We start from the raw sequence: 14,833 nt of genomic DNA, 5'->3' as shown, positions 1-14,833 counted from the left end.
CCTGACCGAGGAGGAGGAGCGATGAACGACCTTCTCGTCGTCGCGCGCGACGTCGCGTCGGCGCTCGCGCTCCTGCTCGGCACGTCGACCCTCACGGCGACGCTCTTCCTCCTCGGAGCCACCGCCCTCGTCGCGGCCGTCGCTGCGGCGTCCGCGCGCTGGGGCACGCCCCTCGTGCTCGGCGTGGCCACCCGTCCGGCGGGCCGTCTGCGCGAGACGGTCGACGTCGGGCCTGCCGTCACGCAGAGCGACCCCGACGCCCCGGGTCGCGCCCGACCCCGGGCGCCCGGCCGACCCCTCGGCTGATCACCCGGCCGAGGTCACCCACCCGCATCCCGCGCGCACGACGCCGCGGCGTGCCCCTGCCTGCCCGGCGCAGGGTGATCGGCGAACGCGTACCCCGCACGTTCGACCGAGGACACCACCATGAACCTGCTCGACCTCCCGCTCGTCTCCACGGTGCTCGACGCCGCCTATCGCGCCCTGATGGGCCTGTCCGACCTGCTCGAACCCGTCGCCGGAGGCGCTGCGGCTGCGGCCGCCGTCGTCCTGCTCACTCTCGCCGTCCGTGCCCTGCTCGTCCCCGTCGGCGTCTCGCAGGCCAAGGCGGAGCGTGACCGCGCGCGCCTCGCGCCCCGGCTCGCCGAGCTCCAGCGTCGTCACGGGGACGACCCGCAGAGGTTGCAGCGCGCGACCCTCGACCTCTACGCCGAGGCGGGCACGACGCCGTTCGCCGGATGCCTGCCGATGCTCGCCCAGGCACCCGTGGTCGGCGTCGTCTACGCACTGTTCCTGCACGCCCAGATCGCCGGCCACGGGAACGCACTGCTGGGTCACACGCTCTGGGGAGCACCGCTCGGCTCGAGCCTCGTCGGCTCGCTCGGTGGGGGTGCGGCCGCCGTCCCGACCCTCGTGGTCGCGGGCGCGGTCGTGCTCCTCATCGCGCTCGTCGGGGAGCTCACACGCCGGGCGTCCTTGCCCGGCGGTCGCCTCGCCGTGCCGCGGACGACGCCCGCCCCGGGCGCTGCGGGCCCCCTGGCCGGGCCGGGGTTGCAGACCGCGCTCGGCGCCCTGCAGTTCATGACCGCGGTGATCGCGTGCTTCGTCCCGCTCGCCGCGGGTCTGTACCTGCTCGTGACGGTGACGTGGACGCTCGTGCAGCGGCTCGTCCTGCGCCGGCGGTACCCGTTCGAGACGGTCGCGTAGCGCGACGGGCCTGGCCAGGGGCCCGCTGCGCGTGCGAGGGTGTCGGGTATGACCGATCTGCCCCCGTACAGCGACGACGCGGACGACGTCGAGGTCCCCCTGCTCGGTGGGGACGTGTCGGACGGGATCGTCCGGCGCGGCGACACCGTCCGCCGTCCGCGCGGCCCGCACAGCCCCGCCGTCGAGGCGTACCTGCTGCACCTGGAGCGCGCGGGCTTCGAGCGCGCGCCGCGGTTCCTCGGGATCGACGACGACGGCCGGGAGGTCGTGACGTTCCTGCCGGGCGAGATGGGCGGGCGCCCGCCGCACGCGTGGGCGACCGACGAGGACGTGCTCGTCCAGCTCGGGGGGTGGCTGCGGGATCTCCACGCGGTGTCGCGCGACGTCGTCCTGCCCGACGGCGTCGCGTGGCCCGAGCGGGCGCAGTTCCCGGAGGTTCCGGACGTGTTCGACGTGCCGGACGTCGTCGGGCACAACGACCTCACGATCGAGAACGCGCTGTTCGTCCCGGCCGGCGACGACCCGCAGGGTCCGCACCGGCTCGTCGGCGTGATCGACTTCGACCTGGCAGTGCCGACGACGCGGCTGCTCGACGTCGCGACGTCGCTGCTCTACTGGGCGCCCATCGCGCCGCCGGAGGCGCGTCCGGAGGCGCTGCGTGACCTCGATGCGCCCCGTCGTGCGCGGATCCTCGCGGAGGCGTACGGGCTGGACCGGTCCGAGCGGCTTGCGCTGCTCGACGTGCTCGCGCAACGGTTCGCGCGGAGCTGGTACGCGATGCGGCACGCGGCGCAGGTGCGCGGGGGCGGCTGGCAGCGCATGTGGGACGACGGGGTCGGGGACCGGATCCGCGAGAACGAGGCCTGGTTCGCCGCACAGCGCGTGGACTTCGTGCACGCGCTGGGCTGAGCGCTCCGGTCAGCCGCGGTGCAGCATCGACCGCACGCGGGACCACAGCCGCTTCGCCGGGCCGTCCCGCCGCACGGCGGGGACCTGGGCCGCCTCGACCCCGCGCACGAGCCACGCCTCGGCGTGCGCCATCGCGTCGGCGGTCGACTCGCCGATCACAGGCCGCGCCGGGTACACCGCGATCCGCTCGCGCAGGCGCAGGTCGATGACCTGCTCGAACTTCGCCGCCAGCTCGGGGTCGACCCCGCTCACGTAGAGCCGGCCGCCGCGCTCGCCGAGCCGGTCCGCGTAGTGCGCGAGCACAGTGAACGCGGTCGCGCCGAGGCTCGCGCGGCCTCGCAGACGCAGCACGACGACGGCGTCGTGCGCGTTCCCGGGTTCCGGCAGCGCGGCCTCGAGCGAGCGCGCGCCGGCGTAGAACAGGCTCCCGTAGACGTCGAGCACGGTGACGGTCGCGTCGTCGAGGTGCCGCGGTGCCGGCTCCTCGCGGTAGTGCCGTCCTCGAGGGGGACGAGGCGGACGATCCGCAGGTCCTGCGACTCGCGGTTCGCCTGCAGCAGGATCGACAGCGCGGCTCCGATGCCGACCGCGGCCGCGACGGGCAGGAGGAGGGTCGCGAGGAACGTGGTCGCCATCGCGACCTGGGACTGGCTGCCCGTGCGCCACGCCGTCGCCATCGCCGACAGCCGCATCGATCCGACCGAGGCGACCGCGAGCAGAGCCGCGAGCGTCGCCGAGGGGACTGCCCCGACCGGCCCCGAGAGAGCGACGAGGACGACGAGCACCCAGACGCCGGACATGATCCCTGCCCAGCGGTCGCGCGCCCACGCGGCGGTGCTGATCGCCGTCTGGCCCACCGACCCGCCGACGGGGATGCCGCGGAAGAACCCCGCCGCGAGGTTCGCGACGCCCTGCCCGACGAAGTTGCGGTTCGGGTCGGCGCGGCGCCCGCCGGGGTTCGGGACGGACTCGGCGACCCCCGCGCCCTGCACGAGCACGATGGCGGCCACCGCGAGCGCGCCCACGGCGACGTCGACCGAGACGAGCCCCAGGTCGGGTAGCGCGAAGGAGGGCAGGCCGGCGGGGATCTCGCCCGCGTCCCCGACGAGCTGCACGGACGTCGCGCCGAGGGCCCACACGCCGACGCTGGACACCACGAGCGCGACGACGGCCGCGTTCGGGGCGACGCGCGTCCGGCCGAGGAGCAGGAGGAGGGCGACCGAGCCCAGACCCACGACGAGCGTCGGCGGCCACCCCGGCGAGCGTCGAGCCGGCGGCGAGGGCGGCGGCGCTCGTCGTCGTGACGATCATGAGGCGTGAGTCGACGGTCAGCCCGCCCGCGATGCGCCCGATCGCGGTCGCGTAGAGGCCGTGGATCGGGTTGACACCCACGAGCGTCGCCGTCGCCATGCCGTCGGGGACCCCGCCGACGGCTCCGGGGAAGCCGGCGCCCGCGGAGCGCCAGAACGTCCCTCGCTCGGGACGGACGCCGTCCCACCACGCTCCGGCGGCGCGCACCGGCCGGGTGTGGCTCATCGCGTCTCCCACGGGCGGGCCATGGGGAGACTCTGGCACGGCGTGCGTCCGGCGACCACGGCAACGGGCTCAGCGGCCGGGGCGGGCTGTGGGCGCGTGCGGGTCAGCCCGCGAGGGGGTCGCCCACCGTGAGGTACCAGGGCTCGTACCCCTCGAGGGAGAGCGTCCACAGCCCCGGCGCCCCCGCGGGGACCGCGAGGCAGACGTTGCCCGACACCGTGTCGTCGGTCCCGACGAGACCCGTCCCGACGAGGGCGTCGGGCACGGCGCCGCACTGCCCGTCCGCCTGGACGCCGTCGTCGCCGACGAAGCCGAGCTCGAGGGCGCCCCAGGCGCTCACCTGCGAGCTGGGGCCGTAGTACGTCGCGGTCACGGGGACGATCCAGTACTCGGTGCCTTCCGGTGGCGCGACGTTGACGTCGCTGTGCGCGAGGATCTCCGCGGTCGCCTCGTAGGGCGGGTCCAGGAGGACCTCCCACTCGTCCCCGCCGATGGTGTAGCCGTCGAAGAACCACGGGTCGTCCGGCGTGCCGGAGCCCTCCCACTCACCCTCGGACCAGTCCTCGTCGGACCAGTCCTCGTCCGACCAGTCGTCGGGCGGCGCCGTGTACCACGCGGCGATCCGCCCGCCCGCGTCGCTCGCGACCCCGGCGGTGAACCCGACGCCACCGCCCAGGGCGAGGCAGGCAGCACCGACGATCAGCCCGACGGCGGTGCGCGACAGACCGCGGCGGGCGGCGAGCGGGGGCGGGCCGGGGAGTCCGGCGACAGGGTACGTCGGGCCAGGGCCTTGCGAAACGGGTGCCGACGGCACGGTCCCCGCCGGGACGGGGCCGTAGCCGATCGGGACGGGCCCGTACCCGGGAGTCTGCGGAGGCGTCGGGAGGGGGACCGGCGCGCCAGCAGGCGGGGCGGCCGGGTGCCCGGGCGTCGGGACCGAAGGTGATCCGGGAGCCGCGGGGGGCGGACCGGACGGGCCGGACGTCGACTGGCTCGGCGGCGCGAAGGGGTTGCTCATGGTGCTCCCGGCTCGTGCGTGCGAGCGCCCGGACGACGGGTGTGTCGCCGCGCGTGGCCGGATGCTCCCACACGGCGACCTCCCCCCACCACCATGCCCGCCCGGGGTGCGGCGTCGAGCACGACGTCGCGCGCCCACGAGAACGACCTTGGTGTCGCCATCGGTCGGATAGCGACACCAAGGTCGTGCTCGGCGGGCCCGGTTACGGCTGGTCGACCTCCGAGCCCACGAGGAACTGCGAGTACGCCCCGATGGTGAGGAACGTCGGGAAGTCTTCGGCGAGCGCGACGGCGCGGAACACGTTCGCCGCGTCGTCGATGCGGTTGCCCGGGGTGCGCGGCAGGTCGTCGACGATCTCGGCGAGCAGCGCCTCGACGCGCTCGCGCGTGATCGGCACGCCGTTCTCCGTGCGCGTGCCCGACGCGATCCACTGCCACACCTGGGACCGTGAGATCTCGGCGGTCGCGGCGTCCTCCATGAGGTGGTCGATCGCGGCCGCCCCGACGCCGCGCAGCCACGACTCGAGGTAGCGCACCCCGACGGACACGTTGGACCGCAGCCCCGCGGCGGTCACGGTGGCCCCGGCCCGGCGGGCCGAGCCGATGTCGAGCAGCTCGTGCTGGCCCACCTCGACGTCGTCGCGCAGGCGGGACACCTGGTGCGGGCGGTCGCCCAGCACCGCGTCGAACTCACCGCGCGCGACCTCGATGAGGTCGGGGTGCGCGACCCACGTCCCGTCGAACCCGTCCGTCGCCTCGCGGCGCTTGTCGGCGCGCACCTGCTCGAACGCGCGCTCGGTGACGTCGGGCCGGCGCCGGTCGGGGATGAACGCGCTCATCCCGCCGATCGCGTGCGCGCCGCGCTTGTGGCACGTCGCGACGAGCAGCTCGGTGTACGCCCGCATGAACGGCGCGGTCATCGTGACCTGCGCGCGGTCGGGCAGCACGTACGAGTCGCCGCGCGTGCGGAACGCCTTGATGACGGAGAACAGGTAGTCCCATCGCCCGGCGTTGAGCCCGGCGCAGTGGTCGCGCAGCTCGTGGAGGATCTCCTCCATCTCGAAGGCTGCGGGCAGGGTCTCGATGAGCACGGTCGCGCGGATCGTGCCCTGCGGCAGCCCCAGGTACTCCTGGGCGAGCACGAACACGTCGTTCCACAGCCGCGCCTCGCGGTAGCCCTCGAGCTTGGGCAGGTAGAAGTACGGGCCGCGGCCGCGCGCGACGAGCTCGCGCGCGTTGTGGAACAGGTACAGCCCGAAGTCGACGAGCGACGCCGACGCCGACACGCTGACCCCCGCCCGGTCGACGTACCGCATGTGCTTCTCGATGAGGTGCCACCCGCGCGGCCGGAACACGATCGTCGGCAGGTCGGTGAGCGTCGTCGAGCGCAGGCGGTACTCCTTGCGGTGCTCGCCCGAGCCGGTCGTGTGCGTCAGCGTCCCGCGGATCGCGTCGTGCAGCGCGAGCTGGCCCTCGATCACGTTGCGCCACGTGGGGCTCGAGGCGTCCTCGGCGTCCGCGAGCCAGACCTTGGCCCCGGAGTTGAGGGCGTTGATCGTCATCTTGGGGTCGGTCGGCCCGGTGATCTCGACGCGGCGGTCCTCGAGGCCCGGCGCGCCGGCCGAGCCCGCGACGCGCCACGACGGGTCGTCGCGCACGGGACGCGTCGCGGCGCGAAAGTCGGGGTCGATGCCGTCAGCGACGTCCTGCCGCCGCTGCTGGCGGTCCATGAGCAGCTCGTGGCGGCGGGCGACGAACCGGTCGTGCAGCAGGGTCAGGAAGTCGAGCGCCTCGGGCGTGAGGATCTCGCGGTACCGCTCGCCCAGCGTCCCGGTGACGCGCAGGGTGCCGGTGATGCGGACGGTGCCCGACGGCGCGGGCTCGCCCGGCCGCCCGGGGTGCGGGGCGCCGTCGGGCCCGGTCCCGGACGGGCCGGAGGTCGGGGGCGAGGTGGTCGTGGTGAGCGTGGTCATGGCGGTCTCCGAAGGTCGATGTCGCGAGGTAGAACCGTGGTCCGCCGACGTAGAACCCTGGTCTCGCGAGGTAGTACCGGGGTGCTGACCCTGGTACTACCTCGCTGGACTGCGGTACTACCTCGCGAGAGGGGGCTTAGTGGAACTGGGCGGTCTCGGTGGACCCGGCGAGCGCGAGGGTGGCGGCGTCGGGGTTGAGAGCCGTGGCGACCCGGTCGAAGTAGCCGGTGCCCACCTCCCGCTGGTGGCGGGTGGCGGTGTAGCCGTCGGCCTCGGAGGCGAACTCGGCCTCCTGCAGCTCGACGTAGGCGGACATCGCGCGCTCGTTGTAACCGCGCGCGAGCTCGAACATGGAGTGCGAGACGGCGTGGAAGCCGGCCAGCGTGATGAACTGGAACGCGTAGCCCATCGCGGCGAGCTCCTTCTGGAAGCTCGCGATCTGGGCGTCGTCGAGGTGCTTCTTCCAGTTGAACGACGGCGAGCAGTTGTAGGCGAGCTTCTTGCCCGGGTGCTGCGCGTGGATCGTCTCGGCGAACGTGCGCGCGAGCTCGAGGTCGGGCTCGCCCGTCTCGACCCAGATGAGGTCGGAGTACGGCGCGTACGCGAGGCCGCGCGCGACGACGGCGTCGAGCCCCGGGCGCACCCGGTAGAAGCCCTCCGAGGTGCGCTCGCCCGTGAGGAACGGGCGGTCGCGCTCGTCGACGTCGGACGTCAGCAGGTCCGCGGCGAGCGAGTCCGTGCGGGCGATGATCACGGACGGCACGCCCGCGACGTCGGCCGCGAGGCGCGCGGCGTTGAGCGTGCGGATGTGCTGGCTCGTGGGCACGAGCACCTTGCCGCCGAGGTGGCCGCACTTCTTCTCCGACGCGAGCTGGTCCTCCCAGTGCACGCCCGCCGCGCCCGCGGCGATCATCGAGTGCATGAGCTCGTACGCGTTGAGCGGGCCGCCGAACCCGGCCTCGGCGTCGGCGACGATCGGGGCGAGCCAGTCGCGACTCGGCTCGTCGTCGGTCCTCGAACGCTCCGCCGTCTCGATCTGGTCCGCGCGCAGGAGCGCGTTGTTGATGCGGCGCACGACGGCGGGCACGGAGTTGGCGGGGTAGAGCGACTGGTCGGGGTAGGTCTGGCCGGACAGGTTGGCGTCGGCCGCTACCTGCCACCCGGACAGGTAGATGGCCTGGAGGCCCGCGCGCACCTGCTGCACGGCCTGGTTGCCGGTGAACGCGCCGAGCGCGGCGACCCACTCCTCGGTGTGGATGAGGTCCCAGAGCTTCTCGGCGCCGCGGCGCGCGAGCGTGTGCTCCTCCCGCACCGAGCCGCGCAGCGCGACGACGTCCTCCGCGGTGTAGTCGCGCTGGAGGCCGGCCCAGCGCGGGTCGGTCGACCACTGCCCGGCGAGCTCCGCCGCCGTCTGGGTCTGGTCGCCGGGGCGCGGCCCGGTGCCGGTGGAGGGGGCATGGCCGGTCGGGCCGGTGACCGCCGCCGTCGTCGCGACGGCGCCGAGCGGACGGGCGCCGCCCGCGTACTCGGACGGGGAGCGGCGGCTGACGATGGTGGGCCTGTTCACGGGTGCCTCCTGGTGGTGCGCCGGCCGCGTGCGCGGGCCGGCCGGGCCGGTCGGTGGACCTCGGCGAGGTCCGTGCTTCGACCTTCCTCCCGTCCGCGAGCCCTCCTCAAGCCAGATCGAGCGAAAGAAGCACGGTTCTTCTCTTGTGCGCAAGGAGTGGCGCGTGTCACTCTCAGTCATGGCTATCCCGACGACGCGACCGGCCGGAATCGCGGAACATGCGGAAATCCCGCTCGAGAGCGAGCCCGACGCCCTGACGATCGGCCGCAGGATCCGGCACCTGCGCACCGCGCGGGGCATGACGCTCGACGAGCTGGGCGCGGCGATCGGCCGCGCGCCGTCCCAGGTGTCGCTCCTGGAGAACGGCAAGCGCGAGCCCAAGTTCGCGCAGCTCCAGGCGGTCGCGCGGGCGCTGGGTGCGAGCCTCGACGACCTGCTCTCGCCCGAGGCGCCGTCGCGCCGGGACGCGCTCGAGATCGAGCTGGAACGGGCGCAGCGCGGCCCGCTCTTCGGCGCGCTCGGGCTCCGCCCGGTGCGGGTCGGCAAGTCGCTGCCCACGGACGCGCTCGAGACGATCGTCGCGCTGGAGCGCGAGCTCCAGCGGCTGCACACCGAGCGCGCCGCGACCCCCGAGGAGGCGCGCCGCGCGAACGCGGAGCTGCGCTCGACGATGCGCGCGCAGGACAACTACTTCCCCGAGCTCGAGGACGCGGCGGCCGAGCTGCTCGACGGCGTCGGCCACGCGGGCGGCCCGCTGCCCCAGCGCGTCGCGGCAGACCTCGCGGCGCACCTGGGCTTCACGCTGCACTACGTGGGCGACCTGCCGCACTCGACCCGCTCGGTGCTCGACCTGCGGCACCACCGCGTCTACCTGCCGAGCAACGGGATGCGCGGGCGGTCCAACGCGACGTCGGCGCTCCTCCAGGCGCTCGCGCCGCACGTGCTCGGCCACGCGGAGCCGCGCGACTACCGCGAGTTCCTGCGCCAGCGCGTCGAGGCCAACTACCTCGCGGCCGCGCTCCTGCTGCCCGAGCGCCACGCGGTCAAGGCGCTGCGGGCCGCGAAGGACGCGCGCGAGATCTCCATCGAGGACCTCCGCGACGCGTTCGCGGTGTCGTACGAGACGGCCGCGCACCGGTTCACGAACCTCGCGACGAAGCACCTCGGCATCCCGGTGCACTTCATGAAGGTCCACGAGTCCGGGGTGATCCACAAGGCGTACGAGAACGACGGCGTGCGCTTCCCGGCGGACCCGCTCGGCGCGGTCGAGGGGCAGTACGTGTGCCGGAGCTGGACCGCGCGCACGGTGTTCGCGGTCGAGGACCGGCTCAGCCCGTTCAGCCAGTACACCGACACCCCGAGCGGCACCTACTGGTGCACGTCGCGCGTGCAGGCCTCGGCGGACGGCGAGTTCTCGGTGAGCGTCGGCGTGCCGTTCGCGCACGTGAAGTGGTTCCTGGGCCGCGACACGACCGAGCGCCTGGTCTCCCGGTGCCCCGACGGCGCGTGCTGCCGCCGCCCGCCGGACGCGCTCTCGGACCGCTGGGCCGGCCACGCCTGGCCGAGCGCCCGCCCGCACGCGTCGATGCTCGCGGCGATGCCGACGGGCGCGTTCCCGGGCGTCGACACCACGGAGGTCTACTCGTTCCTCGAGGCCCACGCCCCTCGGTGAGTGCCGGGTTGTCGCCCCTCGGGGCAGTGGCGACGCCCAGCACTCGCGGACGCGGTCGTCAGCCGATCGAGCCGCCCTCGGTCGGCGCGTCCATCGCGTCCTTGAGGCGTGCGGTGTCGGCGTCCGACCAGCCCTCGGGAGCGTGCAGGGCGGCGAACCCGTCGGCGTACTCGAGCTTGTAGACGTGACCGTGGCCGGCCGGGATGTCGGACGCGGCCGCGACGAACAGGTCGCCCGTGAGCTGCCAGAACGTGACGAACGGGTACCACCGCACGTCGCCCAGCACGTCGGGCCCGCGCGGCTCGCGCAGCCAGTCGGGCTCGGACCACAGCGTCTCCGGTCCCCACCACGTCACGCCGTCGGACGCGTGCTGCAGGTAGACGACGCGCGGCTCGTCCCAGCGCGGGCCGGGACCCCAGAGGTCCGCGACCCCGGTCGCGACGGGGTCGCCCCACCGGACCTGCCGGCCGTCGTCGAGCACGGGCGCGTACTCGAGCGAGCCCGGGTCGCGCGCGTCGGTGAGCCCGCGCCACATCGGCGTGAAGCCGGGCGTGCCGGTGAACATCGCTCCGTCGGAGCGCGCCTCGACGTCCTGCACGCCGCTGAACGCGCCCTGCATGCCGAACGACCCGAGCGAGATGCCGAACGCGAGCAGGCGGGGGCGGTCGTCCTCGGGGAGCTCCGACCAGCGCGCGTACACGGCCTCGAACAGCGCCTTGCCGGCCGCGGGCGGGGTCGACCGGTCGCCGACGAAGCTGATCCAGCTCGGCAGGTAGGAGTACTGCATGCTCGCGATCGCGGTGTCGCCGCCGTGCATGAGCTCGAGCGCCTCCACCATGCCGGGGTCCACCCAGCCCGTGCCGGTGGTCGTCGCGACGACGAGGACGGACCGGTCCCACGCGTCGGTCCGGTCGAGCTCGTCGACGACGCGCGCCGCCGTGGCGTCGAGGTCTCCCTCGGGGTCGAGCCCTGCGTACGCGTGGATCGGCTCGCGCACGTCCGCGGGGTCGACGACGTCGCCCGCCTGGGCGAACGCGCGCAGCTCGTCGACGGTCGGTCCGGACACGACGAACTTGCGACCCTCCGCGCCGAGCGAGTCCCACGTCTCGGGGGACGCCGCCGACCCGGACCGCTCGGGCTGCGCCGGGGGCGACAGGCGCGGGTCGACGTCGGCGTTCGCGGTCGCGTAGATCGAGTTCAGGGCGCTGAGCGCACCCGACCAGATGACGCCGTTGAACACCAGGACGACGACCACGGCGACCGCGACGCCGCTGACGAACCGCGCCACGGGCGCCGGTACGACGTTGTCGACGACGAGGCTGAGCCAGCGCGCGAGGCGCCGCAGACCGCGGCCCGCCTGGAGCACGAGCAGCGCGACGGCGAGCGCCACGAGGAGCGTGACGACCTCGCGCCCGGGCACGTCCTCCGACATGCCGAACAGGTGCCGCAGCTCGATCTGGCGGCGCGCCCCGAGGATCAGCGCGAGCGGCACGAGCACGACGGTCGCCCCGGCGAGCACCCACCACGCGACCCGGCTCGCGCGCGCCGTCCACCGGACGCGCAACCCGACCTTGACCGCGAACCACTCGACGAACGCCCCGACGCCGTACCCGCCGACCGCACTCACGCCCGAGATCACTGCCTGGTAGTACCAGGCACGCGGGATGAGCGACGGCGTGAACGACAGGCTGAACCACAGCAGCGCGAGCACCAGCCCGGTGGCCGAGAACCGCCGCACCCATCGCCCCCACACGCCGTGCCGAGGCCGCTCCTCGTCGACGGGCTCAGGGGCGCGGGTCTCCGTCACGGTGGGCTGCACATCGCGAGCGTAGGCGAGGCACCTCGAACCGTCCTCTCGAACCGGCCGCGCCCGACGAGGACCGTCAGGCCTCCAGCAGCAGCGCCTCTCCCTGGCCGCCCCCGCCGCACAGCCCGACGGCGACGCGACCGCCGCCGCGGCGCGCGAGCTCGTGCGCCGCGTGGACCGCGAGGCGGGCGCCCGACGCCCCGATGGGGTGGCCGAGCGAGATGCCGCCGCCGTGGACGTTGACGATCTCCGGCGAGACGCCGAGCACGCGCGTGGAGACCGCGACGACGGTCGCGAACGCCTCGTTGATCTCGACGAGGTCGAGGTCGTCGACCGTCCAGCCGGCGCGGTCGAGGGCCTGCCGGATCGCGCGCGCCGGCTGGGAGTGCAGCGACGTGTCCGGTCCGGCGACCTGGCCCCACGCGCGGACGGTCGCGAGCACGGGCGCGCCCGCGGACTCTGCCCGGGCCCGGGTGGTGAGCACGAGCGCGGCGGCGCCGTCGGAGATCTGCGACGCGTTGCCCGCGGTGATGGTGCCCTCGGGGTCGAACGCGGGGCGCAGGCGCGCGAGCCCCTCGACGGTCGTGTCGGGGCGCACACCCTCGTCGTCGCGCACCTCGACCGGCTCACCGCGGCGCTGCGGGACGCTCACGGGGGCGAGCTCGGCGTCGAAGAGGCCGTCCTTCGCCGCGGCCGCGGCGCGCTGGTGCGAGGCCGCCGCGACGGCGTCCTGCTCCTCGCGCGACACGAACACGTCGCCCACGTTGGTGCGCTCGGTCGAGGCACCCATGGAGGCGCGGTCGAACGCGTCGGTGAGACCGTCGCGCGCGACGGCGTCGACGAGCGTCGCGTCGCCGAACGCGAACCCGGCGCGCGACCCGGGGAGCAGGTGCGGGGCGTTGGTCATGGACTCCTGGCCGCCGACGAGCACGACCTCCGCCTCGCCGGAGCGGATCATCCGCGTCCCGTCGATGACGGCGGTGAGGCCGGACAGGCACACCTTGTTCACCGTCACGGCGGGCACGTCCCAGCCGACGCCGGCCCCGGCCGCCGTCTGGCGGGCGGGGTTCTGCCCGGCCCCGGCCTGGAGCACCTGGCCGAACACCACGGCGTCGACGGCGTCCGCGCCGAGGCCCGAGCGCTCGATCGCGGCGCGTGCGGCGACGGCGCCGAGCTCGACGGCGGTCAGCGCGGCGAGCGAGCCCTTGAGCCGGCCCTGGGGCGTGCGGGCGGCCGCGACGATCACGACGTCGTCCGGGCGGGCGGCGGGAGAGACGGGGGTGGTGGTGCTCACGGCTGGACCTCCAGGGGTGCGGACGGCTCTGTCTGCGCGGGTGCCGGGGGTGTGGCGCCCGCTCGTGCGGTGGTCGTGCGGGCGACGGCGCCGTCCACGAGCCCGAGCAGGAGCTCGAGGAACACGTCAGGCTCCTCGAGGTGCGGGCTGTGCCCGACGCCGGGCCGCACCTCTTCACGGTACCTCCCGCCGGCGGCCGCGTAGGCGTCCAGGACGGCCCGGGTCTGGGCCACCATGGGCTGCGGCGGGTGCGTCTCGGCACCCGGCCAGCCGGGGACCGCGCCGAGCGCGCCGAGCTGCGCGAGGTCGAACAGCGACGCGTCCGAGACGATCGCGTCGGCGTCGCCGCGCACCCACAGCACGGGTGCCGTCGCGCCGGACGTCGCGAAGCCGGACAGGTCGCAGTACTTCGCGCTGATCGCGTTGTTCATGCCGCGCGTCCCGGGGGCCACGCCGGGCCACGTGCCCGACGTCGTCCGGTCGCCCGGGTAGTTGTCGTCGCCCGTGCGCGTGGAGAGCACGGAGTCGAGCAGGAGCTCCTCCAGCTCGCCGAGCGGCTCGCCGAACGAGGCGGGGTCGGCGACGTAGAACCGGCGCAGCACGTCGCGGGGCGACCCGGCGTCCTCGCTGCGGTCGCCCGCCGCGAGCGCCGCGACGAACGCGGGGTTCGCCGTCCCGCCGCCCGAGCCCGCGAAGTCGGGCGACAGGGACGTGCCGTCGACGTCGCGCGTGCCGCCGAACCCGTACGGCGACATGGGTGCCTCGAGGAGGACCGCGTCGAACAGGTCGGGCCGGTCGGTCGCGAGCTGGAGCACGACCCCCGCCCCGGCGGAGTGCGCGACGGCGACGAGCGGGTGCGCGAGGTCGAGCGCGTCGACGACGGCCGCGACGTCGTCCGCGTAGTCGCGCACGCCGCGCGTCGCGTCGACGGGGCGCACCTCGGCGTCGCCGTACCCGCGCAGGTCGACGGCGACGCCGCGCACGTCGGCGGGGAGCGCCTGCAGCAGCGGGTGGAAGAACGCCGACGACGAGCAGTTGCCGTGCACGAGGAGCACGGTCGCGCGCGCCGCGGTGTCGGGGGCGACCTCGCGCACGTGCTCGCGCCCGCGCGGGGTCGTGACGTCGCGCCGCAGCACGTCGCGCGTCACGAGGGCGTCCCCGCGGCCTGCGTGGACGGTCCCGGCCGGGCGTCGGTGACGTCGAGCGGGGCGTCGTCGAGCGCGACGGCGAGGTCGGGCTCGGTCGCGGCGCGGACGTCGTCGACGCTCACGCCGGGCGCGGTCTCGCGCAGCACGAGCCCGTCGGGCGTCACGTCGATCACCGCGAGGTCGGTGATGACGCGATGCACGACCCCACGCCCCGTGAGCGGGAGCGAGCACGAGCGCAGGATCTTGGGCGACCCGTCGCGCGCCACGTGCTCCATGAGCACGATCACGCGCGCGGCCCCGTGCACGAGGTCCATCGCGCCGCCGGGGCCCTTGACCATCTTGCCGGGGATCATCCAGTTGGCGAGGTCGCCCGTCTCCGAGACCTGCATGCCGCCGAGGATCGCGGCGTCGATCTTGCCGCCGCGGATCATGCCGAAGCTCAGTGCGGAGTCGAAGAACGCGGCGCCCGGCAGGACGGTGACGGTCTCCTTGCCGGCGTTGATGAGGTCGGGGTCGACGGCGTCCTCGGTCGGGTACGGCCCGACGCCGAGGATCCCGTTCTCCGACTGCAGCACGAGGTGCTTGTCGGCGGGCACGTGGTTGGGCACGAGCGTCGGCAGACCGATGCCGAGGTTCACGTACCAGCCGTCCTGGAGCTCGCGCGCGGCGCGCGCGGCCATCTCGTCGCGGGTGAGCGGCATGCT

Annotated in this window: 13 protein-coding genes and 1 pseudogene; 4 read left to right on the top strand and 10 right to left on the bottom strand. The window is 74.7% G+C overall.

Annotation, left to right across the window (positions count from 1 at the left end; genetic code table 11):
- Positions 1-21: 21 nt before the first annotated feature.
- From JN535_RS09490 to JN535_RS09480, 3 genes are all read left to right on the top strand, one after another.
- Positions 22-306 carry a DUF6412 domain-containing protein gene (locus JN535_RS09490; RefSeq protein ID WP_205205288.1) on the top strand — a complete coding sequence of 95 codons (285 nt, stop codon included), beginning with the start codon at positions 22-24 and terminating at the stop codon, positions 304-306.
- Between the two features lie 120 nt (positions 307-426).
- A complete protein-coding gene (locus JN535_RS09485; RefSeq protein WP_205205287.1) occupies positions 427-1,206 on the top strand; it encodes a YidC/Oxa1 family membrane protein insertase in 780 nt (259 codons plus the stop codon).
- Positions 1,207-1,254: 48 nt separating this feature from the next.
- Positions 1,255-2,115 carry an aminoglycoside phosphotransferase family protein gene (locus tag JN535_RS09480; protein WP_205205286.1) on the top strand — a complete coding sequence of 287 codons (861 nt, stop codon included), beginning with the start codon at positions 1,255-1,257 and terminating at the stop codon, positions 2,113-2,115.
- A gap of 9 nt (positions 2,116-2,124) precedes the next feature.
- On the opposite strand, the gene JN535_RS20730 is transcribed toward JN535_RS09480, so the two are convergent.
- The 6 genes and pseudogenes from JN535_RS20730 to aceA all read right to left on the bottom strand — a co-directional run bounded on the left by JN535_RS20730 (position 2,125) and on the right by aceA (position 8,208).
- Positions 2,125-2,418: a hypothetical protein gene (locus JN535_RS20730; RefSeq protein ID WP_240200856.1), complete on the bottom strand. Its 294-nt coding sequence runs from the start codon at positions 2,416-2,418 to the stop codon at positions 2,125-2,127.
- On the bottom strand, positions 2,364-3,350 hold the full coding sequence (locus JN535_RS20725; protein ID WP_307868495.1) for a SulP family inorganic anion transporter: 987 nt from the start codon (positions 3,348-3,350) through the stop codon (positions 2,364-2,366). The genes JN535_RS20730 and JN535_RS20725 overlap by 55 nt, the downstream gene beginning before the upstream one ends.
- 24 nt (positions 3,351-3,374) lie before the next feature.
- A pseudogene (locus tag JN535_RS21705) lies at positions 3,375-3,651 on the bottom strand (hypothetical protein); the annotation flags it as partial.
- A 103-nt stretch (positions 3,652-3,754) separates the two neighbouring features.
- Positions 3,755-4,465: a hypothetical protein gene (locus JN535_RS09470; protein ID WP_205205285.1), complete on the bottom strand. Its 711-nt coding sequence runs from the start codon at positions 4,463-4,465 to the stop codon at positions 3,755-3,757.
- A 406-nt stretch (positions 4,466-4,871) separates the two neighbouring features.
- Positions 4,872-6,641, bottom strand: a complete 1,770-nt coding sequence (aceB, locus tag JN535_RS09465) for a malate synthase A (RefSeq protein ID WP_205205284.1) — start codon at positions 6,639-6,641, stop codon at positions 4,872-4,874.
- A 136-nt stretch (positions 6,642-6,777) separates the two neighbouring features.
- Positions 6,778-8,208: an isocitrate lyase gene (gene aceA, locus JN535_RS09460; protein WP_307868492.1), complete on the bottom strand. Its 1,431-nt coding sequence runs from the start codon at positions 8,206-8,208 to the stop codon at positions 6,778-6,780.
- A gap of 178 nt (positions 8,209-8,386) precedes the next feature.
- Between aceA and JN535_RS09455 the strand changes: the two genes are divergently transcribed.
- On the top strand, positions 8,387-9,880 hold the full coding sequence (locus JN535_RS09455) for a helix-turn-helix transcriptional regulator (protein WP_205205431.1): 1,494 nt from the start codon (positions 8,387-8,389) through the stop codon (positions 9,878-9,880).
- A 58-nt stretch (positions 9,881-9,938) separates the two neighbouring features.
- Here JN535_RS09455 and JN535_RS09450 read toward each other — a convergent pair whose 3' ends face one another.
- The 4 genes from JN535_RS09450 to JN535_RS09435 all read right to left on the bottom strand — a co-directional run bounded on the left by JN535_RS09450 (position 9,939) and on the right by JN535_RS09435 (position 14,830).
- On the bottom strand, positions 9,939-11,699 hold the full coding sequence (locus JN535_RS09450) for an alpha/beta hydrolase (protein WP_205205283.1): 1,761 nt from the start codon (positions 11,697-11,699) through the stop codon (positions 9,939-9,941).
- 64 nt (positions 11,700-11,763) lie between these two features.
- Positions 11,764-12,981: an acetyl-CoA C-acetyltransferase gene (locus tag JN535_RS09445; RefSeq protein ID WP_205205282.1), complete on the bottom strand. Its 1,218-nt coding sequence runs from the start codon at positions 12,979-12,981 to the stop codon at positions 11,764-11,766.
- Entirely contained in the window at positions 12,978-14,129 is a 1,152-nt protein-coding gene (locus JN535_RS09440; RefSeq protein WP_205205281.1) for an alpha/beta hydrolase, read from the bottom strand. Before JN535_RS09440 ends, JN535_RS09445 begins: the two co-directional genes overlap by 4 nt.
- Entirely contained in the window at positions 14,126-14,830 is a 705-nt protein-coding gene (locus JN535_RS09435; RefSeq protein WP_205205280.1) for a CoA transferase subunit B, read from the bottom strand. The genes JN535_RS09440 and JN535_RS09435 overlap by 4 nt, the downstream gene beginning before the upstream one ends.
- Between the last annotated feature and the right edge of the window lie 3 nt (positions 14,831-14,833).

The sequence above is a fragment of the Cellulosimicrobium cellulans genome, from assembly GCF_016921195.1.
Classification (GTDB): domain Bacteria; phylum Actinomycetota; class Actinomycetes; order Actinomycetales; family Cellulomonadaceae; genus Cellulosimicrobium; species Cellulosimicrobium cellulans_F.
This window is presented reverse-complemented; position numbering and strand designations above follow the sequence as displayed.

What these genes read in the sequence shown, in the direction of transcription:
- JN535_RS09490 (WP_205205288.1), top strand. Translation starts at nt 22, where the DNA reads ATGAACGACCTTCTCGTCGTCGCGCGCGACGTCGCGTCGGCGCTCGCG.
- JN535_RS09485 (WP_205205287.1), top strand. Translation starts at nt 427, where the DNA reads ATGAACCTGCTCGACCTCCCGCTCGTCTCCACGGTGCTCGACGCCGCC.
- JN535_RS09480 (WP_205205286.1), top strand. Translation starts at nt 1,255, where the DNA reads ATGACCGATCTGCCCCCGTACAGCGACGACGCGGACGACGTCGAGGTC.
- aceB (WP_205205284.1), bottom strand. Translation starts at nt 6,641, where the DNA reads ATGACCACGCTCACCACGACCACCTCGCCCCCGACCTCCGGCCCGTCC.
- JN535_RS09455 (WP_205205431.1), top strand. Translation starts at nt 8,387, where the DNA reads ATGGCTATCCCGACGACGCGACCGGCCGGAATCGCGGAACATGCGGAA.
- JN535_RS09435 (WP_205205280.1), bottom strand. Translation starts at nt 14,830, where the DNA reads ATGCCGCTCACCCGCGACGAGATGGCCGCGCGCGCCGCGCGCGAGCTC.